The sequence below is a fragment of the Herminiimonas fonticola genome (assembly GCF_003293745.1).
GTDB classification, from domain to species: Bacteria; Pseudomonadota; Gammaproteobacteria; order Burkholderiales; family Burkholderiaceae_D; genus Oxalicibacterium; species Oxalicibacterium fonticola.
Window position 1 is genome coordinate 209,816 of record NZ_PTLZ01000001.1, and the last position, 25,352, is coordinate 235,167.

24 protein-coding genes are annotated in these 25,352 nt (G+C 52.1%); 6 read left to right on the forward strand and 18 right to left on the reverse strand.

Annotation, left to right across the window (positions count from 1 at the left end; translation table 11 throughout):
• Positions 1 to 196: 196 nt before the first annotated feature.
• Entirely contained in the window at positions 197 to 322 is a 126-nt protein-coding gene (locus Hfont_RS15240; RefSeq protein WP_277739479.1) for a hypothetical protein, read from the forward strand.
• A 182-nt stretch (positions 323 to 504) separates the two neighbouring features.
• Here the strand turns inward: Hfont_RS15240 and Hfont_RS01020 are convergent, their stop codons facing one another.
• The 3 genes from Hfont_RS01020 to Hfont_RS01035 all read right to left on the reverse strand — a co-directional run bounded on the left by Hfont_RS01020 (position 505) and on the right by Hfont_RS01035 (position 4,319).
• Complete coding sequence (locus Hfont_RS01020) at positions 505 to 732, reverse strand: Lar family restriction alleviation protein (RefSeq protein WP_112990402.1); 228 nt, start codon at positions 730 to 732, stop codon at positions 505 to 507.
• 381 nt (positions 733 to 1,113) lie between these two features.
• Entirely contained in the window at positions 1,114 to 1,599 is a 486-nt protein-coding gene (locus Hfont_RS01030; protein WP_112990404.1) for an asparaginase domain-containing protein, read from the reverse strand.
• A gap of 161 nt (positions 1,600 to 1,760) precedes the next feature.
• A complete protein-coding gene (locus Hfont_RS01035) occupies positions 1,761 to 4,319 on the reverse strand; it encodes a chemotaxis protein CheW (RefSeq protein WP_112990405.1) in 2,559 nt (852 codons plus the stop codon).
• Between the two features lie 423 nt (positions 4,320 to 4,742).
• Here Hfont_RS01035 and Hfont_RS01040 point away from each other — a divergent pair, with 423 nt between their 5' ends.
• Positions 4,743 to 5,516: an L-asparaginase gene (locus Hfont_RS01040; protein WP_112990406.1), complete on the forward strand. Its 774-nt coding sequence runs from the start codon at positions 4,743 to 4,745 to the stop codon at positions 5,514 to 5,516.
• A gap of 32 nt (positions 5,517 to 5,548) precedes the next feature.
• On the opposite strand, the gene Hfont_RS01045 is transcribed toward Hfont_RS01040, so the two are convergent.
• Together Hfont_RS01045 and Hfont_RS01050 are read right to left on the reverse strand one after the other, a co-directional pair.
• Positions 5,549 to 6,529 (reverse strand): D-2-hydroxyacid dehydrogenase family protein, encoded by a 981-nt coding sequence (locus Hfont_RS01045; protein WP_112990407.1) that lies wholly within the window; start codon positions 6,527 to 6,529, stop codon positions 5,549 to 5,551.
• A gap of 169 nt (positions 6,530 to 6,698) precedes the next feature.
• Positions 6,699 to 6,965, reverse strand: a complete 267-nt coding sequence (locus Hfont_RS01050; RefSeq protein WP_112990408.1) for a DUF2061 domain-containing protein — start codon at positions 6,963 to 6,965, stop codon at positions 6,699 to 6,701.
• A gap of 200 nt (positions 6,966 to 7,165) precedes the next feature.
• Between Hfont_RS01050 and Hfont_RS01055 the strand changes: the two genes are divergently transcribed.
• Together Hfont_RS01055 and Hfont_RS01060 are read left to right on the forward strand one after the other, a co-directional pair.
• Positions 7,166 to 7,525: a DUF1428 domain-containing protein gene (locus Hfont_RS01055; protein ID WP_112990409.1), complete on the forward strand. Its 360-nt coding sequence runs from the start codon at positions 7,166 to 7,168 to the stop codon at positions 7,523 to 7,525.
• Between the two features lie 107 nt (positions 7,526 to 7,632).
• Entirely contained in the window at positions 7,633 to 7,995 is a 363-nt protein-coding gene (locus Hfont_RS01060) for a hypothetical protein (protein WP_206604444.1), read from the forward strand.
• A 50-nt stretch (positions 7,996 to 8,045) separates the two neighbouring features.
• Here the strand turns inward: Hfont_RS01060 and Hfont_RS01065 are convergent, their stop codons facing one another.
• Genes Hfont_RS01065 through Hfont_RS01075 form a run of 3 tightly spaced genes read right to left on the reverse strand, consistent with a single transcriptional unit; the run spans position 8,046 to position 10,655 of the window.
• Complete coding sequence (locus Hfont_RS01065) at positions 8,046 to 8,750, reverse strand: phosphatase PAP2 family protein (RefSeq protein ID WP_112990410.1); 705 nt, start codon at positions 8,748 to 8,750, stop codon at positions 8,046 to 8,048.
• On the reverse strand, positions 8,747 to 9,610 hold the full coding sequence (locus Hfont_RS01070; protein WP_112990411.1) for an acyl-CoA thioesterase: 864 nt from the start codon (positions 9,608 to 9,610) through the stop codon (positions 8,747 to 8,749). The genes Hfont_RS01065 and Hfont_RS01070 overlap by 4 nt, the downstream gene beginning before the upstream one ends.
• A gap of 43 nt (positions 9,611 to 9,653) precedes the next feature.
• On the reverse strand, positions 9,654 to 10,655 hold the full coding sequence (locus Hfont_RS01075) for an LLM class flavin-dependent oxidoreductase (RefSeq protein ID WP_112991633.1): 1,002 nt from the start codon (positions 10,653 to 10,655) through the stop codon (positions 9,654 to 9,656).
• Between the two features lie 366 nt (positions 10,656 to 11,021).
• Here Hfont_RS01075 and Hfont_RS01080 point away from each other — a divergent pair, with 366 nt between their 5' ends.
• Positions 11,022 to 11,327, forward strand: coding sequence for a hypothetical protein (locus Hfont_RS01080; RefSeq protein WP_112990412.1), 306 nt, complete (start codon positions 11,022 to 11,024; stop codon positions 11,325 to 11,327).
• A gap of 212 nt (positions 11,328 to 11,539) precedes the next feature.
• Here the strand turns inward: Hfont_RS01080 and Hfont_RS01085 are convergent, their stop codons facing one another.
• The 10 genes from Hfont_RS01085 to Hfont_RS01130 form a co-directional block, all read right to left on the reverse strand.
• Positions 11,540 to 13,576, reverse strand: coding sequence for a sensor histidine kinase (locus tag Hfont_RS01085; RefSeq protein WP_112990413.1), 2,037 nt, complete (start codon positions 13,574 to 13,576; stop codon positions 11,540 to 11,542).
• Positions 13,577 to 13,587: 11 nt separating this feature from the next.
• On the reverse strand, positions 13,588 to 14,976 hold the full coding sequence (locus Hfont_RS01090; protein ID WP_112990414.1) for a sigma-54-dependent transcriptional regulator: 1,389 nt from the start codon (positions 14,974 to 14,976) through the stop codon (positions 13,588 to 13,590).
• A gap of 144 nt (positions 14,977 to 15,120) precedes the next feature.
• Positions 15,121 to 15,252 (reverse strand): MFS transporter small subunit, encoded by a 132-nt coding sequence (locus Hfont_RS01095; RefSeq protein WP_112990415.1) that lies wholly within the window; start codon positions 15,250 to 15,252, stop codon positions 15,121 to 15,123.
• Positions 15,253 to 15,284: 32 nt separating this feature from the next.
• Entirely contained in the window at positions 15,285 to 16,688 is a 1,404-nt protein-coding gene (locus tag Hfont_RS01100) for an L-lactate MFS transporter (RefSeq protein ID WP_112991634.1), read from the reverse strand.
• A 395-nt stretch (positions 16,689 to 17,083) separates the two neighbouring features.
• Positions 17,084 to 17,896 (reverse strand): ABC transporter substrate-binding protein, encoded by an 813-nt coding sequence (locus Hfont_RS01105; protein WP_112990416.1) that lies wholly within the window; start codon positions 17,894 to 17,896, stop codon positions 17,084 to 17,086.
• A gap of 97 nt (positions 17,897 to 17,993) precedes the next feature.
• Complete coding sequence (locus tag Hfont_RS01110; protein WP_112990417.1) at positions 17,994 to 18,218, reverse strand: formate dehydrogenase subunit delta; 225 nt, start codon at positions 18,216 to 18,218, stop codon at positions 17,994 to 17,996.
• A gap of 11 nt (positions 18,219 to 18,229) precedes the next feature.
• Positions 18,230 to 19,060 (reverse strand): formate dehydrogenase accessory sulfurtransferase FdhD, encoded by an 831-nt coding sequence (gene fdhD / locus Hfont_RS01115; protein WP_112990418.1) that lies wholly within the window; start codon positions 19,058 to 19,060, stop codon positions 18,230 to 18,232.
• A gap of 16 nt (positions 19,061 to 19,076) precedes the next feature.
• A complete protein-coding gene (fdhF, locus tag Hfont_RS01120; RefSeq protein ID WP_112990419.1) occupies positions 19,077 to 21,944 on the reverse strand; it encodes a formate dehydrogenase subunit alpha in 2,868 nt (955 codons plus the stop codon).
• Positions 21,945 to 21,978: 34 nt separating this feature from the next.
• Positions 21,979 to 23,535 (reverse strand): formate dehydrogenase beta subunit, encoded by a 1,557-nt coding sequence (locus tag Hfont_RS01125; protein ID WP_112990420.1) that lies wholly within the window; start codon positions 23,533 to 23,535, stop codon positions 21,979 to 21,981.
• Positions 23,532 to 24,011, reverse strand: a complete 480-nt coding sequence (locus tag Hfont_RS01130) for a formate dehydrogenase subunit gamma (protein WP_112990421.1) — start codon at positions 24,009 to 24,011, stop codon at positions 23,532 to 23,534. The genes Hfont_RS01125 and Hfont_RS01130 overlap by 4 nt, the downstream gene beginning before the upstream one ends.
• Positions 24,012 to 24,246: 235 nt before the next feature.
• On the opposite strand from Hfont_RS01130, the gene Hfont_RS01135 reads away from it, so the two are divergent.
• On the forward strand, positions 24,247 to 25,338 hold the full coding sequence (locus Hfont_RS01135) for a substrate-binding domain-containing protein (protein WP_112990422.1): 1,092 nt from the start codon (positions 24,247 to 24,249) through the stop codon (positions 25,336 to 25,338).
• The last annotated feature ends 14 nt before the right edge of the window (positions 25,339 to 25,352 follow it).

Sequence of the window (25,352 nt, forward strand, 5' to 3'; positions counted from 1 at the left end):
TTTTCTATTCAGCCTTGCCCTTGCAAGCACGATGATCCGTTGAAAACCATCCGTAAGTCAGATTGCAACAAACTCCTCTTCTCCTACAGCAAGATGAGGAGAACGCCGATAGAAGCGCGACATGGCTTTACCTACTATCCATCTACGGCCACGCGCCACCTCATTAAGAACAAAAACAATATTGAAGGAATTGAAAATGCGCAAGATACCTACGATTGGTTTGATTTCCGTCGCTGCGGCACTGAGTTTTTTCTGCGCCAGCATGGTGATGGCTGAAGGCCCGACGGATCATTCGCCAGTGATCGTCGCGGCTTCGCGATAAGCGAAACTGAAAACCAGGAACCAGCAGCAGCGCGAACACCTGTGCGACCTCGCTGCTCAAGCACTGACTAGATTGACCGTTATTTAGATAAGACTCAGCAAGCAAGTCTGAGATTGGTTTCCTCAAAACTTAAACAGCCCGAATATTTCGGGCTGTTTTTCTTTGTGTGAGGCAAAAGGATATTAATGATGAGCGGGGATTTGCTCGCGTTTGTTCCAGGCCGAGATCGCATCCTGATCGTTTTTGGCTTCGGATTTGCTGGCGCTGAAATGTGCCGCATTATGATTCAGTGTGCACCCCTCATTCGTACAATGCACGTAGCTGTACGGCAATTCGGATTCAAAGTAATGGGCTTCTTTCAGCTCTGCTTCGCTATTACAAACTGGGCAAGGTTTTAATACTGCATCCATTTTTTCCTCCTAAGTGATTGCGTGTTGTCTCTCTATTCGATCTCGTTCGATACCTTAGATACTTAAGAGTTCAGCTGCATCCTCCTGATTTGAAAGTAGCTTTTTATTCCCGGCGAGTGGCACCGTCTTTCCACCACCTGATTTAAATTCTAATACAAAATTTGGCGCAATGTTTTTATCCCTACAAATTATCTGTATTTGGAGTGATGTATTGCCGCCACGTATATTAGCGATGTGCAAGATGGCAGCAGAATAATCGGACGTCATACAGCAGTAACAATCGCTTGTTACGATGTGCTTGTCCTTCTCCATGTATTGGATTTTTGCCCGACTACCGCAAGGTAGCGGGCTTTTTTTTGACCGACTGAATCAGATCGAAATTCAGCGTTTCTGGAATACGCCTTTGAGACGATCTTTCTTCACGTTATTCCACGTGAAAATCTGCGCATTCATCGCAATGTAGACGCCGTGCGGCAGAGCCTGCGCGATCCCGCATGCAAACCCGAAGTTGAATAGTGCATCCGAATTCTTGACTTCATACGGCACCATCGCGCCGGTCAGGATGATCGTCTTCGGCAATTGAGCCGCTCCCAGCACTTCGGCAGTTTCGCGCATGGTGTCGGTACCGTGCACAACCACGATGCTGGTCTCATCCGCACGCAGGCATGACGCAGCGATGCGCTGTCTATCGGCATCGTGCATATCCAGCGAATCGAGGAAGGGCAATTGCTCCAGCTGAATCGGCACCGTGATGCGCGCGCGCTGGATGACATGTGGCAAATGGCCGTGACTGAAGCCGAGCTTGCCTTCGATTTCGTCGTAATGTTTATCGAATGTGCCGCCGGTGGCAATGATGCGCAAGGTCATTTTGGATCACAAGGAAACGAAGGATAGTCCAAAGTTGGATATCACATCATAAGCGAGCAAGGTCGCAATGAAAAGAGTTGCGTACTTATCAGGCGATAAGTACGCAACTGGTTGGCCGCAATTGAACAGGCAAGCCGTTCTTGCTACCGCCAAGCACAAGATCAGGCTGCGATCTTCATCTCCGCATCAATCGGGATTTCCTCGTTGTTGAGCACCGCAAACAGGTGATCGATATTGATGGACTGGATCAGCAGATTGCCGCGATTGGCCTTGATCACTTCTGTCACCAGCATCCCGGTGCTAGGCGCTGCCAGCGGCGTTGGGGTGATTTGCGATGCCTGAAATTCCGGCACGCCATGCAACTCGCTGACCAGCAAACCTATACTTTGATTGCCGCGCTTGACGATGATGACCTGGCTGCTACTGTCTATCTCTGACTTGTAACCACGCATCAAATGGCCAAGATCGAATACCCAGACGAAATGCTTGGCTTCATTTTCATGCCGCAAAGCGAGGATGCCGACACGTTCCGCACGGCTGCCCATGGACATCGGTGAAATCGCCGAAGCCGGCAAGGCTTCTTGCGCGTATTCTGCCGCCAGTGCGAACAGCGAACCGTCAATGAAGAAGGTAGCAAATTCACGACCGGGCGCGGCGCCTGGATCGACCTCCAGTTCGGTCGCTGCGCTGTTGCCGGTATTGACCTGTTGCCGCTCTTCGCCAAAGGCCTTGTAGACCACGGCCAGCACATCTTCGCAATAACCGTCGGATGTTTTGAACTCGCGATAGCCGTGCGACATCGTGCAACCGAGAATCGCGTAATGACCATCGTGGATGACTATGCGTGATGCACTGCTGCCGTTTTCCATCTTCAACAATTCTGGAGCGATGTCGAGCATGGCACCGACCGGGCGCGTCGCATCGGTGCTGGAAATAATCCGGCCGCTGCGATCAACGAAGAGGGCGCTGACGTCTTCCTTGTCGCCAAGCGCGCCTTGCAGCATCGCTGAAAATTCCGGTTCGGAATCAAACACGATACCGATGCCACCGACCACTTGCGCCGGATTCTCTGGATGACGAATCGCTGCGTGATACACATAAGTTGGTCTATCACCGTACAACGGCGTGTTTTCAAACGGTGTGACGTAATAGTGCTGATCGTTGGACAAGCCGCATACCTGTTCAAATGTGATGTCATCGATCAAGGTACCGACCACGCTCAAACCGTCTTCCTTGAAGTCGCTGCTCGAAATAATGGTGCCGGTCGCGTCGTAAACAAAGATGCGCGTGTACACCGTGTAGAGTGAATTGATGTAGTCGAGTATCTCTGTCAAACGAGCGACGGTTTCTGCCGACTTGACCGGCGCGGCCAAAGCAACTTGCAGCTCCGGCGTCAATGCCCACCAGCGGCAATCGTCGGAGCGCTCATACAGATTGCGATCCAGCAGATCGACCATCAGATGCGAGACGAATTCTGAATCGCGCAGGCTGGACGACAATACCGTTTCATACAAATCGCGTATTGATTGCGAAAACAGTTCATTGCTGCGTGCGCCGGTTTCGCTGATTTGTTCGAGTATGGTTTTGAGTTTCAACAGTTCGCCGTTTTGACCGGCGGTCATGACTTGTCCGTTCCAGACGACGCGACGTATAGTTTCTGCCGCGCTCATGATTTCAAACAAGGGCGGACAAAACGATTCTGCATGCGACAGCAAACCATCGGCGACATTTTTATCCAGCGAGGTTAATGCGTTGGTCGCCAAGCCGGTAAAGCCGAGCTCAACCGGGATCATCACTTGCCCTTGCCAGCCCGGCGGCCCCATATAACCTTGGTAGCCATCTGCAGGGAAGGTGCGCGCCAGATATTCGCGGCCGCCGTACACGACCAGACGCGGATCGGCATCGCAATTGACAGGCACAATCGCACCGACTGGAATCCAGCGCGGATCAGCGCTGGCGATGACGCGATTTTCACCATCAAGCAACAGCATATTGGAACGTTCAGCCGGGTCGCGATGCGAGCGGAAGATGCTCGCCATCTCTTCTTCAAAATGGAAGCACAGGCACAGCACCCCGACCACTGCACCGGTTTCCGGATGATGCATGCGGCGCGAATAAATCAGCGCTTCATGTTTGCCTGGACGCAGATCGGTCGCACGAAAAGTTTCTACATAAGTATCAGACGCCAACGTTTGCCGAATCAGCGGATCGGTACTGCCTTCCAGCGGTGTGGCTTCATCGATCTGTACCAGCACGTTGCCGGCATCATCCAGCAAAATGATTTCGTCATAGACGGTGTATTTGTTGCGGTAAGCGCGCAGACGCGCACGTATCATGTCGCGGTCATCGTGCAAGCCGGCGACAAAAGTACAGAGTTCGCGATCGGTGGCGAGAAAGCCGACGTCGGCGGTACGTTCATACAGATTACGCACAACGATATCGATCACGTATTGCGCCTTGGTCCCTATCTCTTCCAGCACGTTAGAAACTTTTTCACGCACCAGACTGCTCACCAACTCCTGCTCAAGGCGATTGAAGCCGGCGCGGGTCGCTGCCATCGTCGGCAAGATCGCCTTCGCTTCGACCGGGCAATTCATCTTGGCGGACGCCTCGATCATGCGCCACATCAGGTTCAGCTCGCGCAGCGATTCTTCGCAGCGGCTGACGTCGCGCATGTAAGGCAGGAAGGTGTCTATTTGCAGTGCGGAATGATGGTCCATGTGAAGCTCCCTGGGCTGTGATTTTTTCGCTGCCGCTCCACAGCGGCACGCGGGCAAGACTTGATCGCCTAATTAGTGCACATAGGCAATAAGCAAATTGCAGACCAGCGGGGAATCTTCTTGTTCTTTTCTAATGCCCGAATGCGAACTCGGCACAGTCGTCAACCTGGACACTCACGCGCACTGCGGGTTACAGCTCGCATGAGCAAATTTACGAATGTTTAATTCGTGAACATCGCTTGCAAATAACGTTGCCTATAGATTATTGGTGCTTTTTTTACTCAACATTTCATCGTGAGCTTCTGCTTCGCGTTCTTGCTTCATTTAATAGCGCTGCAGAAAAAACGCTCGCTGACTGTGCACTGCAAATGCCGTTACACTATCGCCGGTCCACACCATTTCTGAATTCGTATTGTTTTAGCTATGAAACCTATTGCTCCGGGAACCGTGATTTTTCACCGCCATCGTGGTTATGGCGTCATCACGGCCGTCAATTTGATGACAGGCTGGATTTCTGCTCGCTTCGGCAACGAGATGCGCACGCTCGATTTGAATTTGTCTACCGACGAAGTGCAGCACGCAGATGGCGAGCCCATCTTGTTCCGCCGCACGCCACCCGATCCTATGCCACACGCGCGATTGATGGCAATGGTGCGCAAGCTGCATCAAGCCGGCTATCAACGTCTGTATTTATATAGCTGGCCAAAACCCTCTGGCCTGCACTGGCGCTGGCATCTATTCACCGGCCCGCGCAACTGGATGGAACGTCCATGGCGCGAAGGCTGGTACGGATCAGGTGCCGAATACAACTGCAATCCTGTGATGGGTTGGGGCGATACACCGGGCGAAACTGCTGAAGAACTGGCCAGCACCCTGGCGCAGTTCGACCCGACCGGCATGGCACAAGCACTTGGTCGTGATGAAGATCACGCAAGGTGGTTCGACATGGTGTGCGATGCGCTGCTGCCGGATTACACCTTCTCGCTCGGCTGGGATAAACAGGATGGCCGCATCCCCGATGCCTTGCCGGTGATCCCGGTACGACGCGGTGTGCCGGAATATGCCGGCCCGCCTCTGCCATGGCCACCGGGCTGGGCGAAGTTGTGGGGCAGTGCGCATCTGGCCAGCACGACTGCAACATTGCTACCGAAAACCAAAAAGAATCCTGCCGGCGATCGCTCAGACGCTACTCGTTAAACGCTGGCAAGCTCGATACCGGAAATTTCAATTCATTGCTTCGCTTGCAGCACATTCTTCGGTGTGCCGTTGGCGAAATCGACGATGTTTTGAAACGCGCTGCGAAAATAAAGTTCGTAGCTGTCTTTTTCCACATAGCCGAGATGCGGTGACGCCAGCACGTTTTCCATTTTCAACAGCGGTGAAGCCGGTGCCAGCGGTTCGTTCTCATAAACATCTAGCGCAGCAAAGCCAGGGCATCCTTGCTCCAGTGCTGCCTGCAATGCATCGGTCGCTACCAGTTCGGCACGGCTGATGTTGACGAACAGCGCTGACGATTTCATTCTCGCCAAATCATCTGCAGTCACAATGCCGCGCGTGACATCGTTCAAGCGCAAGTGCAGCGAGAGCACATCCGCCTTGCTGAAAAATTCTTCCTTCGATGCGGCCGCTTGATAACCATCCTGCACCGCCGCTGCACGACTTGCATCACGGCCCCACACCAAAACATTCATGCCGAATGCCTTGCCGTAAGCGGCCACCATGCGGCCGATACGGCCATAACCGAAGATGCCCAGCGTACGGCCTTTCAACACGGTGCCCAAGGTGTTACGGGCCGGCGAAGTAGACGCGATTTGCCACAGGCCATCTTTCAGATTATTGACGTATTGCGGCAGCTTGCGCATCGCGGCCATGATCAGGGCCCAGGTCAATTCTGCCGGTGCAGTCGGATCGCCTACACCTTCGACTATCGTGATATTGCGTGCCGCAGCCGCGCTCAGATCGATATGGCCGCTGACCTTGCCGGTTTGCGAAATCAGTTTGAGTTTGGGTAATTTTTCCAGCAAAGGACGCGACAAGACCGTGCGTTCGCGTATCAATACCAAGGCATCGAAATCGGCCAGGCGTATCGCCAGTTGTCCGACACCGCGTGCACCATTGGTGAAGGTCTTGACCTCATGCCCCTGCAATAGTGAGAAGCAATCTAGCTGACGTACACAATCCTGATAATCATCAAGAATCGCTATTTTCATGGGCAAGCTCCGCAAGGAAATGATTTCGTATTATCCGATAGCTTGCAGAAAAGCGTGTGGACTTTGCTTTGAGCGCTATTGTCAAAAACCTCGATACCCCAATCGTAAAAAAGCCGCTGATGGTTCAGCGGCTTTTTTAGCGTGGAATGAAGTTCATGTGCGTATGAAGCTAAACCATCTGCATCTGTTTAGGCGCAACAGAACTTGCAATAGCGCTTGTCGCAACACTCGCTGCATTCGCTTTGCGCGCTTCGATTTTTGCACGAATACGTTCCCACATTTTGTCATGCAAAGGTAACAAGGTCACATTGACGATAGGCTCAACAACCGCTGCTACACCGCCCAATGCGAGCGAACCGGTGAAGACATACATGAGGCCGAACGCAACGCCCATGTGCATGCCGATTTGACTGGTGGTTTTTGCTGCAGTGACCATGATTCATCCTTTCTTGATAGCTAATGCCTGAGGCCTTGAAGCAAAGAATAATCATTCTCATTAAATCAAGCAATTTGATTAAATTGAAAGAAGTAATAGCTCATACCTATTATCAAAACAAACCTCGAATAACGATATTGACGAACTGTCCCACTATCCCGAAGTCGAATGCAAACCGCTAACCACTCAAGGAGAACTACATGGCTTACGTAGACGGTTTCGTTGTACCTGTACCGAAAAGCAATATTGATCAGTACAGAGAATTCGCTCACAAGTTTGGTGTGATCTGGAGAGAATATGGTGCACTCGAATATCGGGAGTGCGTGGCAGATGACGTCAAACCGGGCAAGCTCACGTCATTTCCGCAAAGCGTAGATTTGAAGGATGACGAAACGGTCATCTTTTCATGGATCGTCTATCGTTCACGCGAGCACCGCGACGAGGTCAACGACAAAGTGATGAAAGATCCACGTGTTGCTGACATGTCGCCGGACAAGATGCCCTTTGACGCGAAGCGCATGATCTTCGGCGGTTTTGAAATGGTGATCGACTTGAAGTAAAGCGCTTTGCCCGGCAAGGAACAGCGATTGACCTATATGCAGGTTTTCTGACTGACAACAGTCGCTTCGCGTAAAATCAGGCCTCGCTTCTCCTTCCCGGATCTCTTGTGTCTCACCGAATCATCTCCGTCGTCGCCCTGCCTTTTCGCGTGGTACAAAAATCCGCATATGGTGTCTGGGCTCTGCAAAATCGCGAGCGCGTACGCCTGTGGGACGAGATGACGCAGATGCGCGGCTTGTTGCCGCTGTTGATGAAGCAACGCAATGGTTATCGCTGGACCGAACTCGACCGCAAGCGCATCAAGGTGCATTTACACAAGCTGGTGGAATTGAGCCCTTACATGGTGCTGTTTGTCGCACCGGGCGGATTTCTGGTGCTACCGGTATTGGCATGGTGGCTGGACCGCCGTCATCTGCGACTGGATGAAGAAGCTGCGATCAAAGCGAGCACTGAAGAAATTCAGTCTTGATTTTTCGCAGTACGCACACGCGCTTTACGCATGAGCAATAAGCGCTGGCTTTATACCGCCGGATTTTTTCTGCTTTGCATTAGGTGCAGCAAGAAATCGATCACAAAACACGTGACCCACACCAGCCACACACTCCACAGATTGTGCGACAGAAAATGCGCACCGCGCACCATTTGCACCAAGCTCATCACAACACCTAATGCCATGCCTATGGCCAACGCCCAATGTGCAAGTTGGCGCTTGCTCTCTCTCAACGCAAAGTAACCCGCAATAATTGCGAAGCCGCCGGAAGCATGTCCACCCGGCCAGCAGCGTCCTGGGCCACTCACATTGTTGATGGTTTCAAACAAGGGAAACCACATTGCGTGACCACCAAAGGTATTGATATCCCACGGGCAGGAATGCACGCTGGCGCCTTTCAAGGTCTGCACCACGAAGGCCGCAGCACCGGCCATCACGACGAACACCGTCAACACACGGCGCCACGGCCGCAATAGCGCAAGCCAGTTGCTCGCAATCGCCAACACTATGCACAGCGCCCACGCCCACACGGTAATTGCCTTGAGTACTGTATGCCCCCAAAAATCCAGCCCGTGTGAAATACGCAAAGGGAATTGCTGCGTGGCGCTATCGAAAAACAAATTCGCCGCCCAAAAATCCACAGCTCCATTACGTGACATCCACGTAAACAACAAACCCGACAGCAACAATCCAATCAAATTGATCAACGCAAAACAGCGATACGATTTATTCACTTTTTACTTTCCCGCAAACGTATCAAGCCTTCTTGCGTCGCACTCGCCATCAACACGCCATCGCGGTTATAGATATGCGCAAAACACAGTCCGCGACCGCCCGATGCATTCGGGCTTTCCATGGAAAACAGCAACCAGTCATCCATGCGCAAAGGTCTGTGAAACCAGATCGAATGATCGAGGCTGGCAATCTGCAAGCGCGGATCATCCATCCGTATGCCGTGCGGTTGTAGCGCCGTCCACAAGAATCCGTAATCGGATACGTAAGCGAAAAATGCATCGTGCATTAACTGATCGTCGCCCAAAGGAAGCGGTGCGCGCACCCACACCTTGCGCGTGGCAGAATCAACCTGACCGCCGAAAAGATTGTCATCCCGATTGGTACGAAAATCCACAGGCACGGGCTGAAACGCACGACCGGTAGAAATACCGCGTTCCTGCCACACCTTGAGACTGGACGGCAACGCGTCCGGATCGCTCATAGGCGGTGCCGGCTTTTGATGCGACAGACCATCTTCATCAACCTGAAACGAAGCCGACATCACAAAGATGCGTCGTCCTTCCTGCGTGCCGACCACACGTCGCGTGCTGAAGGTACCGCCATCGCGCACGCGCTCCACTTCATACTCAACCGGCAATTGATGATTACCGGGCAGCAGGAACATCGCATGCATGGAATGCGGGCGTCGATCCGGTACCGTGATGCCGGCGGCATACAGCGATTGACCCAGGGTCTGGCCGCCGAAAATATTCGGGCTACCCATGAAATGACTTTGCCCGACAAATTGATCCGGCCCGATCTGCTCCGGCTTCAGCAAGCGAATGATTTCTTCGGTGTTGTAGAGCGAGTTATCCACCATGATCGGATGCCTTGGTTATAGTTATGTGAACAGGGTCACGAGTTTATGACTGCCAGACATCGGCGACGATTTCATAAGAGCGTGCACGTGCTGCATGATCGAACACCATCGTGTTGATGATGATCTCATCGGCTTGCGTAGTCTCTAAAAATTGATTGAGCTTTTCTTTCACTGTCGCTGCATTGCCAATAATCGAAGCACGCAACATGGACTCAACCGACACACGCTCATGCGGCAACCATGAACTATCCATGTTCTCTACCGGTGGCGGCAATTTGCCCGGCTTGCCACGCACCAGCCCCAAATGCATTTGCTGTTGCGAGGTCGCCAGACGCTGCGCTTCCTCATCGCTATCTGCCGCGAAGATGTTAACGCCCACCATCGCATACGGTTTATCCAAGTTTGCAGATGGACGGAAGGTTTCGCGATACAAATTCAGCGCGGTCAGCATGTAATCGGGTGAAAATTGCCCTGCAAATGCAAATGGCAAACCGAGATGACCAGCGAGTTGCGCACTGTAACTGCTGGATCCCAATAACCAGATTGGAATATCCAGACCTTCACCGGGAATCGCCTGCACCTGCGCTTCGCCATCAGTTGGTTGCAGGAAGGCGCGCAACTCATTCAACTGGCGTGGGAATTCATTTCCATCTTCACTGATATCGCGACGCAAGGCACGCGCAGTTGCCTGATTCGATCCCGGCGCACGACCGAGGCCGAGATCGATACGTCCCGGATACAGCGAAGCCAGCGTACCGAATTGTTCCGCGATAACCAGCGGTGCATGGTTCGGCAACATGATGCCACCTGAGCCAACACGGATCTTTGATGTGCCGCCGGCAACGTAGGCTATCACCACCGACGTCGCGGCGCTGGCAATGCCCGGCATGCTGTGATGTTCGGCCAGCCAGTAGCGGTTGTAGCCAAGTTTTTCTGCGCGCTGCGCCAAATCCAGTGAACGATGAAATGCATCGGCTGGCGTACCGCCAACCAGAATCGGCGATAAATCAAGAATGGAAAGCGGTGTATTTTTCAGGGATTTCATGAACAGCAATCTGTAAGCGATGAATGGTTGCAATCCCGTCTCGGCGACCATGCGCACAAGCGAGAACTAGCTGAACAGGATAGCGCGAATCGAACATTCAGGTCGGTCACCACTATTGTTGCAAGTTCTTCATCGTCATCAACTTTTTCAAGTAGCTCACCCGCTGAATTTCATTTGCGGTGTAAGTTAAGCGCAGCTGTTTTAGCGTTAAAAACTTATGCAGTTTGCAAATTGCACGGGCATCTTCCGTGTAACTTTTGCAAAATAGAATCTTCTTTATCTTTCTTGTTCATTTCACAAAATAAGCCTTACTATCCGGCGATTCGCTCACTACAATGACTTGGCCAACTAACCATAGGAGGTCATATGCCTTTTACCCGTTCCATTCTTGTTTCCGCTTTTCTCGCGATACTGTTGATCGGTTGTAAAAAGGCAGAGACGCCGCCTGCACCAACCATGGGCGGTTCCGTTGCCGCACCAACAAGTACGCTGCCACCATCGGATTCCAAATTGCCTACCACACCGTACGGCACATCCAGTAGCGGTAATGCCGGCGGCCCCGCACAAACTGATTCGAGAGAATTAACCAAGCAGCAGGAATCAACCGACATGCCGCTTTCTGGTCAGGCAAACAATCACTCGACTACTGATCCTGTCGAAAAGAAGAAGTAATTTTCTGTCCCTTGCCAAGCCCGCCTAGCGATAGCGCGGGTTTTATTTTCGCTGAATTTTTATTCAAGAACCTGCTCACCAAGACAGTGACAGGTCTGGCATCAAGATCGCGTCAAGATAAAACGCGAAGACAAATGACGAAAGAAAAATGATGAATAGAAGTCACGCGCATCTGCTGATCGCTGCAATATTGATGGCGCTGGAAGTGGACATCACGCCAGCAAGTTGACGGTGAATTCTGTCCCTGCACCAGGTTCGCTTTTAACTGTAATGGTGCCGCCATAACGCGCGACCAATGTATAGCTGATGGATAAACCAAGGCCAGTGCCGCCTTGGCGCTTGGTCGTGAAGAAGGCATCAAATACGCGCGCCATATCTTCTGGCTTGATGCCGATCCCGGTATCCTTCACCGCGATAGTGATACCGCGTGTACCGTTTTCATCTTGCCAGTCGCAGGTTTCTATCGTGAGCTTGCCGCCGTCTTTCATCGCGTGGATGGCGTTGGTAAAAAGGTTGATCAACACTTGTTGCAACTCGCCACGATTGATCGGCACTGCAAACGTCGCGTAGCGGTTATGCACCACTTCGATATTGCTTTGATTGAGTAAGTGACGCACCAGCACCAGTGAATCAGTCACGACATCATTGACGGAAATGGTTTCAACATAACCGGCAAACTCACCTGGACTGGCGAACTGCAATAATTTGGTGACGATGGTATTGATGCGATGTATCTGTTGATCCATCAATTGCAATTCGCCTTGCACTGGCTTGGCGGCAGCACCGAGCGCATCGCGCAATACATCCAGATTGCCTTGCAACACCGCAATCGGATTATTAATCTCATGCGCGACGCCGGCAGTGATCTCGCCTATGGCGGCCAATTTTTCTGCCAACACCAATTGCTGTTGTGCCTGCACTAATAACTTGTTGGTTTTTTCCAGCTCTATCGTGCGCTCCACCACTTTGCGATCGAGCTGGTCGCCCCATGCCTTGAGCTCTTCGTTTTGCTGTTGCACAGTATCGAGCAATTCATCCAGATGGTGCGATAGACTACCCAATTCGTCACGCGTCTGCGTGCCACCTGTGCGCGCATGCATATTGCCTTGTTCGACGGCCGTCATCGTGCGGTTCATGCTCGTCAATGGACCGTAAATATCACGAGCAACGCGTAGAGAAAAATACACGCCGCCAATACAGATCAACGTGAACAGCGTAGCAAGCAGGGCGATCGCGGTTTCCTTGGCATTCCGGAATGGTTTTTCCAGATAGCCGACATACAACATGCCGACGCGATTACCAAAACTGTCGCTGATCGGTTCATAAGCAGAGATATACCAGTCATGCACGACGAAGGCACGGTCCAGCCACGTCCTGCCATCATTCAGCACATGATTACGCACAATTTGTGATGCGCGCGTACCTAAGGCGCGCTTGTTACCAAACAAGCGTACGTTGGTGGCGATGCGTACATCGTCGATGAATAATGTTGCGGTGCCGGCACTACCTTCCGGCAGCGAACCATCCGCATAGACCAGACTGTTGATGGTGTCGACAAAGCCCAGATTCTGATTCAACAACATGCCGCCTTCCAGCACGCCCAGCAAACTGCCATCTGCATTGCGCACTGGTGTCGCGGAATGGATGATCATGCCGCTTCTCTCAGCAGTCTTGTCGGTCGGTGCGGCGTTCGAGGTATTGACTAGTTCCAGATAAGCTTGCCGCGTAACCTTGTCGCTGATTTGCTTGAGTTGATCTTCGGAATAGATATCGATGCCAGTTGCTTTTGTTCCTTCCAGCGAAGCGCGTACCACCGGCCAGTTCGCGTGGCTGTTACCTAGCGCTCCATTCATACGATTCGACGATGCGATGACACGTCCATTCGTATCGAGCAAATTCAAAAAATCGAGTTCCAATGCCTCATGCTTTTCCATGAGCATGCGTTGCAAGCTCGCATGATCGCCATCACGCACCGTCATCACAAACGGATGCGACTCGCCAAGACTGGCAATATCAAGTCCGATTTTTTCACGTACGTGTATGAAGTATTCGTGCGCCACCGTCAAATCGCTACTGACTTTGAAAGTGAGCAGGCGATCGTAATAAGCCACGCCCCAATATGAAATCAGCGAAAAAAGTATCGGCAACACCGTGAGGAAGGGCACCAAAGCCACCAGTAATAACTTGGTGCGCACGGAGGTATTGCCAAGGAAGCGCATCGCAAACACGCGCTGAACAAATCCACGCATGGTTGAAGCTCCTATACGCCCCACTCGGCGCATTTGCGCTCAAGTGTCTTGCGTGACACGCCCAGACGACGCGCAGCTTCTGTCTTGTTGCCACCGGTCTCTGTGAGAATTTTAAGCATGTGCTGCTTCTCGATTGCATCCAGTGATTCGTCGCCATTATGCGCATCGCTCTGCGTAGACGGCTTGGCAGGTGCGAGATGTGGAATGCTGCCCAGTATCAACCAACGCTCGATGGCATTCCGCAATTCGCGTACATTGCCTGGCCAATTGTAGGATGTCATCGAAGCGAGCAGGGTACTGTCCAGCTCTTGTGGTGGCACGCCCAGTTGTTGCGATAACTGCCGCACAAAATATGATGCCAAAGCCGGAACGTCATCAATACGCTTACGCAAGGGTGGCATGTGCAGTTGCACAACGTTGAGGCGATAGTACAGATCCTGTCGAAAGCGCCCTTCACGCACGGCTTCTTCCACATTGCGATTGGTCGCTGCGATAACACGTACGTCAACCGGGATTTCGCGCTCGGCTCCGACCGGACGGATCTTTCTTTCTTCCAGCACACGCAGCAATTTGACCTGTAACGCCAGTGGCAATTCGGCGACTTCATCCAGGAACAGCGTGCCGCCCTGTGCGTAAAAAAACAATCCTTCGCGCGAAGATGCAGCACCGCTGAATGCGCCTTTGACGTGACCAAATAATTCACTCTCGATGATATCCGGCGCTACCGCACCGCAATTCACCGGCACGAAATGATTGCCGGAACGACTGCTCAAGTAGTGCATCGCGCGCGCCGCAATCTCCTTGCCGGTACCGGATTCACCTGTGATCAAGACCGTGCTGGGAACGGTGGCAAGTCGCTTGATTGCAGCACGTATCGGCTGCAAAGCTTCCGACTGGCCGACCAGGCCATCGACACCCAGATCGACGTGATAATCCAGTTCGCGCCGCAAAACAAAATTCTCACGGCGCAGATGCGTGCGATCGAAGCAACGACCGATGGCGCTCAGAATTTGATTAACGCGAAATGGTTTCAACAAGAAATCTGCAGCACCTGCACGCAAGGCGCGGATGGCTATTTCCAGGTCGGCGAAGGCGGTGATCAACACGACGTCGTTATGCAAACCCAACTCGCGTATCTCTTGCAACCAATCGACGCCGGCCTTGCCGGGTAATGAATTATCCAGAATGATCAAATCAAAATGACGCAAGCCCAGTAGTACGCTGGCGTCTTCCACCGATTCAACCGCTTCGACACGGCTACAGCGACCAACCAGGGTCCGCTGCAAAAAACTGCGCATGCCGGGTTCGTCATCGACGATGAGAATGGAACGCTCCTGCCATCCGCCGAATGCTTCGACAAAAGGTTCGTCTTCAGTATGAATATGTTTTGCAGCAGTCATGTCGGATTCTATGTTGGATAACTGCAGGCTATGCACGATTCTTTTTTGTACATACGTCTTTGATCATAACAAACTGCATAGTAGTTGAAATAACAAAAAAGCGAGGCCGATGAGTGCCTCGCTTTTTTTCATTCCTGCAAAAACTTAATGAAACAATGCCATCGCTTTTTGCATGGTTGAGGACACGCCCCATGCCAATGGAATGATGACGTAAGCCCAGAAGATAACAACGATAATCGGACTACTAGGCTTGATCTCTGAATGATGGCTAGACATAAATATTCTCCTGTTATTGCTTCATGCTGCGTTCAATTTGCGCCGGATGGTTGCAGTGCGCCGCTGCCGAATGGCGCTCTCTCGCGTGCAGAATCATCAGCCATATGATGCTTGGCCTCGACCGGCTTGATGAACAGATTGCAGATAAAGCCGAGTATCAACAACCCCGCCATGATGTACATCGTTACCTCATACGCCTGGCCCTTCGGCACACCATGATTGACCTGGTATTCGCGTATGTAATTAACCAGCACCGGACCGAATACACCTGCCGCCGACCATGCCGTCAACAAACGACCGTGTATACCACCGACAAATTTAGTGCCAAACAGATCAGCCAGATAAACCGGCACAGTGGCAAAACTGCCGCCGTACATACTGACGATGAGGCAATAACACATGACGAATAGCGCGACGCTACCTACATGACCGGCATACGGTACGCAGGCATATAGAATCGCGCCGAGGACGAAGAAGGCATAGTAAGTATTTTTACGTCCCAGATAATCCGAGATCGACGACCAGATAAAACGACCGCCCATATTGAACACGCTCATCAGACCGACAAAACCAGCCGCAGCGGCTACCGTTACCTCGCCTTTGAAGGTTTCCTGAATCATTACCGATGCCTGTCCAAGCACGCCGATGCCGGCCGTCACGTTCAGGCACAACACTAGCCACAACAGATAAAACTGCGGTGTCTTCATGGCTTGGTCGATGTGCACATGATTGCGTGTGATCATCTTGTTTTCGACCACGGGCGGCGTCCAGCCTTCAGGTTTCCAGTCTGGAGCAGGGATGCGAATCGACAGCGCGCCTATCATCATTGAAATGAAATACAGCCCACCCATGACGATGAAGGTCTCCGTCACACCAACCGAAGTCGGCGATTTGAAGTAACTCATCAAGAAGACCGATAATGGCGCGCCTATCATTGCACCGCCGCCAAAGCCCATGATCGCCATGCCGGTCGCCATGCCACGTCGATCGGGAAACCATTTGATCAGCGTCGAAACCGGCGACACATAGCCAAGTCCCAATCCTATTCCGCCAAGTACGCCGTAGCCTAGATAGACCAGCCAGATTTGATGCAGATGCACCCCGAGTGCCGACACCATGAAGCCGCCGCCGAAACAGCACGCCGCCACAAACATGGTCAGACGCGGACCGACTTTTTCCAGCCACTTGCCACCGAAAGCAGCAGCCAAACCGAGAAAGACAATCGCAATACTGAATATCCAACCCAGTGTTGTGAGCTTCCAGTCATCCGGTGCGGAACTGTCGATACCGATTATTTTGGAAAGCGGGCCATTGAATACGCTGAAGGCATACGCCTGTCCTATACATAAATGAACTGCCAGTGCTGCCGGCGGCACCATCCAGCGATTGAAACCCGGACCGGCGACGCTTTTCTCTCTCGCTAAAAAATCGAGCATGTGAATCTCCTTTGAACTCTGCACGGCATCTTTGTGCCGCGACGTTTTATTTGCGATGCGCATACTTTGATACGCATCACTTGTGACAAACATTTCTGTCAGTGGAGATCACTACGCAATCGACATGCCATGCAAAACAGAGTCGCTAAGCAACTGATTTTTAAAGGCTTTGCGTATTTCGGGGATATGCGAGAGAGACAATTTGACTGTCGATAGCGACAATTTGACCGGGCTTTATCGGGGGAGAGAAATAATTAACCATCCCATAAATGCAAAAAGCCTGACCATGAGATTTTTCATGGTCAGGCTTTTTAACTTCATTCAAACCATCTAGCGGTTTGACTCTCTGCCTTACGAACTACCGCCGTGCTATCTATAGATCAAACGCAAAAAGCTTACTTTGCTGAAGGGAAGAACAATTGTTCGCCTTCGATTTTGTAAGAAGCGATTTTCTTTTGACCTTCAGGCGAAGTCAGGTAATCGATGAACTGCTTCGCGCCTTTGTAGTTGATGCTTGGATACTTGGCAGGATTGGTTGCGATCACGCCGTACGGGTTGAACATTTTCTTGTCGCCTTGCACTGCAATCACCAAACCGGTTTTAGCACGGTATGCACCGTAGGTTGCGCGATCACTCAAGGTGTAGGCCTGCAACTCGGCAGCCATCGTCAAGACTTCGCCCATACCCAAACCGGCGGATACATACGCGCTACCTTCCGGTTGTGAACCGACTTCTTTCCAGTATTTTTTCTCCATGACATCGGTACCGGAATTGTCGCCACGCGAAATAAACTTGGCTTTGCTATCGACGATTTTCTTCATTGCAGCGAGTACGTCTGTACTGCCTTTGATATGAGCTGGATCGCTGGTCGGGCCAACAATGATGAAATCGTTATACATCACGTCGCGCCTATCAACGCCATGACCTTCTGCGACAAACTTGTCTTCCAGTGTACGTGCGTGCACCAGCGTGACATCGACGTCGCCATTCTTCGCCAGCTCTAATGCCTTGCCGGTACCTACCGAGATCACGTGAACCTTGGAATTGGTCTTGGCTTCAAAGTCAGGCAGGATGTATGGCAGCAGGCCCGAGCTTTCAGTGCTGGTGGTAGTCGACAACTTGATGATCTGCTGAGCAAAGCCGAATGGTGTAACCAGTGCGGCGGCCAAAGCGACCGAAGCAAAACGCAAAAGTGAACGACGTGACATGATTCCTCCTGAAGAACTAATAAAAATGGCTGCGAACCTTGACGGTGCGCAGCCATGTTAATCGGGTTGAACTATTGCATCAACCCATGCGCAAAGCTTAAATAATTTTATTGGTCTGTACGGCTTGCAGCACTATGTCTTTCAAGCCTGTGCCGCCGTGATCGATATGTTCGAGCAATTTGCGACGCATAGGCGGCGCCCACGAACGTTTCAAATGACCACTGATATCTTTCAGCGATTGATCTCTATCGGTCATGGTTTCAAAGAAGTCACCGATCTGGTTTGCCATCGTGACTAAATGATCTACGGTACTGTGACTCATACTTCTTCCTTTTACTTGGTTTTATCGCGCATCAATCGATGTGATTGTGCGTATACGACATGACTGTTGCTGCGTACAAATCCGACCAACGTGACGTTAGCCTCTTCGGCCAATTGAATCGCAAGACTGGTAGGCGCTGAAATAGCCGCCAGAAAACCCATTCCCATCGTTGCCGACTTCTGCACCATTTCATAACTGGCACGACTGGTAATCAGCGCAGCACCGTTAGTAAAATCGCGCTTCTCGTCTGCCATTGCACCGATCAATTTATCGAGTGCATTGTGACGGCCAATATCTTCACGTACCAGATCAACCGACCCATCCGCATTCATCCATGCCGCTGCGTGTGTCGCACCGGTATAACGCTGCAAACGCTGCTTGCCTTGCATCGCCTTCATGCCGGCATAAATCTGCGTGGCAGAAAACGCTGTACTGCCTGTCACAGCGTCCGGCCGGCGAACTGCCTGCGCCAAGGTTTCTGCACCACACAATCCACAACCGGTACGGCCGGTCAGGTTGCGACGCTTGTCTTTCAACGTCACGAAGCGTTCCGTTGCGATTTGCATCTGTACCTGTATACCTTGCGCGCCGGGTACGATTTCACACTCGTACAACTCTGAACGATCTTTCAAGATGCCTTCGCTCAATGAAAAGCCGAGCGCAAAATCTTCCAGATCGTAAGGTGAGGCCAGCATCACCGCATGCGAGATGCCGTTATATTCCAGCGCGATCGGTACTTCTTCCGCGACATCATCCTCGCAGAGCTCACGCCGATCCGCGTCCCATTTTTCTACTGAGACCCGGACCAGCGCGGTGCGCTCTTCGTCGGAGATGCCGTTCATCTACGTCTTGCTGCTCTTACTTCGCGACCGCAGATTCTTTTGGAATCATCTGGTCAGTAGCAAAGCTTTCTTGCTGCGTGTTGAAGCGGTTGTAAGTACGCTGCCATTCGGAAGGCTGGCTAACCGGCATGATTTGCACAGCCGTTACCTTGTACTCAGGACAGTTAGTTGCCCAATCCGATGAACTGGTCGTAATCACGTTCGCGCCCGATTCCGGGAAGTGGAACGTGGTGTAGACCACGCCTGGCTGAATATTTTCCGTAATATCAGCACGCAATACCGTCTCACCAGCACGCGATTGAATACCGACCCAATCGTTTTGCTTGATGCCACGATCCAGCGCATCTTGTGGATGGATTTCCAGACGATCTTCGCTGTGCCACATATTGTTGTGAGTACGGCGAGTTTGAGCACCCACGTTGTATTGCGACAAAATACGACCGGTAGTCAAAATCAATGGATACTTTTTGGTGACTTTTTCGCCGGCACCGAAGTACTTGGTATCAATGAATTTACCTTTGCCGCGTACGAATTCGCCAATGTGCATGGTTGGCGTACCTTCTGGCGCCGCATCGTTGCATGGCCATTGGATACTGCCGCCGAGCTCGTCGATACGCTTGAAGCTCACACCGGTGAAGGTAGGCGTCAGGGAAGCGATTTCATCCATGATTTCGCGTGGATGTTTGTAGCTCATTGGATAACCCAATGCGTTCGACAACATGCAGGTCACTTCCCAATCGCCTTTGCCGGCTTTTGGCGGCATCACTTTGCGTACGCGCGAGATGCGACGTTCTGCATTGGTGAAGGTACCGTCTTTTTCCAGGAAGGACGAACCCGGCAAGAACACGTGCGCGTATTTTGCGGTTTCGTTCAGGAAGATATCTTGTACAACGATACATTCCATTTTTTCCAGCGCGCCAGTAACGTGTTGTGTATCCGGATCGGATTGAACAATGTCTTCACCCTGGCAATACAGGCCCATGAAGGTGCCATCCATTGCCGCGTCAAACATGTTTGGAATACGCAGGCCTGGTTCTGGATCGAGCACGCAATTCCATGCAGCTTCGAATTCAGCACGGGTAGTGGAATCCGAAACATGACGATAGCCTGGCAGTTCGTGCGGGAAGGAACCCATATCGCATGAACCCTGCACGTTGTTTTGACCGCGCAGCGGATTGACGCCGACGCCTTCGCGACCGATGTTGCCGGTTGCCATCGCCAGATTGGCGATACCGATCACCGTGGTCGAACCTTGTGCATGTTCGGTGACGCCGAGACCGTAATAGATCGCGCCGTTTTTAGCGTTTGCATACATGCGTGCAGCAGCGCGGATTTCTTCAGCTGGTACACCGCTGATTTTTTCCACGGCTTCAGGAGAATTTTCTTCTTGGCAGATGAAGTGTTCCCATTCCTTGAACGAATCAACTTCACAACGTTCGGCGATGAATGCTGGCTTGTGCAGTTTTTCGGTCAGGATGACGTATGCCAATGCATTGACGATCGCAACGTTGGTACCCGGCATCAATTTCAAATGGTAGTCCGCTTGTACGTGCGGTGATTTAACCATTTCTGTTGTGCGTGGATCGACAACGATCAGTTTCGCGCCTTGGCGAATACGACGTTTCATTTGCGAAGCGAACACCGGATGTGCATTCGCCGGGTTGGCACCGATCACAACGATGACATCGGATTTCATGACCGATTCAAAGGTTTGCGTACCCGCCGATTCACCCAGCGTTACTTTCAAGCCGTAGCCGGTAGGCGAGTGACAAACGCGGGCGCAGGTATCAACGTTGTTGTTACCGAATGCAGCGCGCACCAGTTTTTGAACCAGGTAGCCTTCTTCATTGGTGCAACGTGACGATACCAAGCCGCCGATCGAGTCCTTGCCGTATTTAGCCTGGATGCGTTTGAATTCTGACGCGGTGTAGTTGATCGCTTCTTCCCATGACACTTCTTTCCATGGGTCGGTGATTTTGCTGCGGATCATCGGTTTCAACATGCGGTCTTTATGCGTTGCATAACCCCATGCAAAACGACCCTTGACGCAAGCGTGGCCTTGGTTGGCTTTGCCGTCCGGATTTGGCACCATGCGGACCACTTCATTGCCCTTCATTTCGGCTTTGAACGAGCAACCAACGCCGCAGTATGCGCAAGTGGTGACTTTGCTGTGTTCGCCCTGGCCCATCATGATGACGGTTTTTTCAGTCAAGGTCGCTGTTGGGCATGCGTCAACGCAAGCACCACAAGATACGCATTCTGATTCGATGAAGTCTTCGTTTTGACTGGCCGATACGCGCGAGGCAAAACCGCGACCATCGATGGTCAGCGCGAAAGTACCTTGAGTTTCTTCGCAAGCGCGTACGCAGCGGTTGCAGACGATACATTTCGATGCATCGTAAGTGAAGTAAGGATTCGATTCGTCTTTTTCCAGCTTCAGATGGTTTTCGCCATCGTAGCCGTAACGTACATCGCGCAGACCGACGACACCAGCCATGTCTTGCAGTTCGCAATTTCCGTTGGTTGGGCAGGTCAGGCAGTCCAGTGGGTGATCGGAGATGTACAACTCCATCACGCCACGGCGAATGTCAGCCAGCTTAGGCGTTTGTGTTTTGATCTTCATGCCAGCTTCAGCCGGCGTGGTGCACGATGCAGGGTAGCCGCGGCGACCTTCGATTTCAACCAGACACAGACGGCATGAGCCGAATGCTTCCAGGCTGTCAGTAGCGCACAGTTTCGGCACGTTGATGCCGACTTCTGCCGCTGCACGCATGACGGATGTGCCTTGTGGCACGGTGATTTCTACGCCATCGATTTCCAGTGTTATCAGGTTCTCGGACTTGCTTTTCGGCGTGCCGTAATCGATACCATTTAATTGATTCATGTTTCGCTCCAGTTTCTTGACTTGTGCAGCAGGTTTAAGCTGCGTTGGCTAATGCTTTTTGATCGCCAAAATCTTCAGGGAAGTGATTCAGGGCAGACAACACCGGGAACGGTGTCATATTGCCCATCGCACATAGCGATCCCGTCACCATCACATCGCACAAGTCGCGCAGCAGGTGAATTTGCTGAGGCCGATTCTGATTAGCGATGATTTTGTCCATTACTTCCACACCACGTGTCGAGCCGATCCGGCACGGTGTGCATTTGCCGCATGATTCGACTGCGCAAAAATGCATTGCATAACGCGCCTGTTTGGCCATGTCGACGGTATCGTCGAAAGCCACCAGGCCGCCGTGACCGACGGTCGATGCGACGGCGGCAAAAGCTTCATAGTCGAAGGGTGTATCGAACAGCGATTCCGGCATGTAGGCGCCGAGTGGGCCACCAACTTGCACGGCGCGGATCGGACGACCCGACTCCGAACCGCCGCCAAAGTCATACAACAATTCGCGCAAGGTAACGCCGAATGCTTTTTCTACCAGGCCGCCGTATTTCAGATTGCCGGCCAATTGCATAGGCAAGGTGCCGCGCGAACGGCCCATACCGAAGTCTTTGTAGAAGGTTGCGCCACGCGACAAGATCAATGGCACGGCGGACAAGGAAATAACGTTGTTGATAACGGTTGGCTTGCCGAACAAACCTTGCAGCGCCGGCAGTGGTGGTTTGGCACGCACCAAACCACGCTTGCCTTCGATACTTTCCAGCATCGCGGTTTCTTCGCCGCAAACGTAAGCGCCAGCAGCTTTGCGTACTTGCAGGTTGAAGGTGCGGCCGGAGCCCAGAATGTTTTCACCGAGGTAGCCCGCTTTGTTCGCAGCAACAATCGCTTCGTTCAGGTTGGCGATCGAGTGCGGATACTCGGAACGCACATATATATAGCCTTCGGTTGCTTTGACAGCCAAGCCAGCAATGGTCATGCCTTCGATCAGCATGAATGGATCGTCTTCCATCACCATGCGATCGGAGAAAGTACCGGAGTCGCCTTCATCGGCGTTGCAAGCGATGTACTTTTGATCGGCTTCAGCGCCGAGCACGGTTTTCCACTTGATGCCGGTTGGGAAAGCTGCGCCGCCGCGACCGCGCAGGCCGGAATCGGTGACTTCCTGAACAATCGCAGCCGGCTCCATGGCGATGGCTTTTTTCAAGCCAACGTAGCCTTCATGCGCCAAGTAGTCATCCAAAGAAACTGGATCGGTAATACCGACGCGTACGAATTGCAGGCGCTCTTGTTTTTTCAGGTAAGGAATTTCTTCGGTCAAACCCAGTGCTTTTGGGTGTTTACCACCTGTAGTGAAGCCTGCGTCGAACAAACCGGCAACTTCGTGCTCTTCGATAGGACCAAACGCGATACGGCCAGCGTCAGTTGCGACTTCTACCAGTGGCTCAAGCCAGAACATGCCGCGCGAACCGTTGCGCACCAATTTGATGTCTATGCCGCGTGCTTTTGCTTCTTTGGCGATGGCTGCAGCCGTTTCATTGGCGCCCAGTGCCAGCGCGGTTGAATCGCGCGGGACGAAGATAGTTACGGTCATTGCACACCTCGCTTCGCTTGAATCAAGCGGTTGAATTTTTCGTTCGATACGCGTGCGTACAGATCGTCATCGATCTGAATCGCAGGGCCACTGGCACATTGGCCGAGGCAATAAACGACTTCCAGCGAGAATTTGCCGTCGTCGGTGATTTCGTGGAAATCGCAACCGAGCAATTCTTTGGCGTGATCAACCAGTGATTCGCAGCCGCGAGCCTGACAAGCCTCGGCGCGGCAGATTTGCACGACGTGCTTACCGGCTGGATGCTGGCGGAAGAAATGATAGTATGTGATCACACCATGCACTTCAGCACGGGACAGATTCAGACCGTCGGCAATCGCGGGCACCATGCTAGGCGGAATGAAACCGACTGCACTTTGGATATCATGCAGAATCGGCAGCAATGCGCCAGGCATCGTTTTACGTTGGGCGATGATGAACTCAATCGCCGCCACATCGAATGTGTGTTCAGTGCTCATACAGAGACTCCTGTGAACGACATCGATGGCGCATGCCGCGAGGTCGTGAAATCAAACGAAAACATACTGCTTCCTTGTTAAAAATTATCTTGTATATATGTTTTTAATAGCATATAGTTTGCAGGCGAACCTTTGCAACCTTTGAAAGGTAGCACTCGAAAAGCCTAGGCTCAATAGGCTATCTTTTGCATAATCGGGAAAAGTGACACCAACACCAATAGGTTTTTAATTACATATGTTCAAGGTAGTCATCAATCCCCATTGGGAAATCACACACAGCTCGGCAGATACACCGCTGGACACCGCGGTCTTGCTGGGTTTGCTGATGTCGATACAAAAAACCGGCTCCATTTCCAAAGCGGCCCGCCTGGTCGACTTGTCATATCGCTATTCCTGGGGTTTGTTGCGCGATGCGGAAAAAATGTTCGGCACCTCGCTGTTAAATACTGATCGCGGGCGCGGCACGACTTTGACTGCCTTGGCGGAAAAACTGATTTGGGCCGATAGACGCATACGCGCACGCTTGTCACCAACGCTCGAAAGTCTGGCTTCCGAGCTGGAAAGCGAAATCGGCAAAACCATCGTCGGCAAAACCAAACCGCTGCGCCTCGATGCCAGCCACGGCTTTGCGGTCGATGCCTTGTTGCATCAACTAACCGAGGCTAATCTTCCAGTCGATTTGCGTTATCGCAACAGCACGGATGCGGTCGCCGCCTTGTCTCGCAATGAATGTGATCTGGCTGGTTTCCACGTGCCGCTTGGTGAATTCGAGAAAAAGGCCGTTGAGCGTTACACGCAATGGCTGAATCCGCGTGAGCATTGCCTGCTGCATCTGGCGGTACGTACTCAAGGCATGTTTGTCGCGCCTGGCAATCCGAAAAAAATTCAATCGTTGCAAGACCTGACGCGGCCCGGCATACGTTTCGTCAATCGGCAAGCCGGCTCCGGCACACGCATGCTGCTGGAACTGATGTTGGCCGGCGCGAATATCTCGCCGTTTGATATTGAGGGCTATCAAAGCAATGAATTCACGCATTCGGCGGTCGCGGCTTTTATTGCAAGCGGGATGGCGGATGTGGGTGTCGGTGTGCAGACGGCCGCACATCGATTCAGCCTGGACTTCATTCCATTGATACGCGAACGCTATTTCCTCGCTTTGCCGCTGGCGATCATGGACGATCCATTAATACAACTGGTGATAGACGTCGTGCAGTCGGGTTATTTCCGCAAGGTGATCAATGGTTTGGCGGGCTACGATGCTAGCGACACAGGGAAAATCCTGTTGCTGTCTGAAGCATTCGGCCACGTTAAAACTGCCGCAGCGTAAATACAGTACGACAG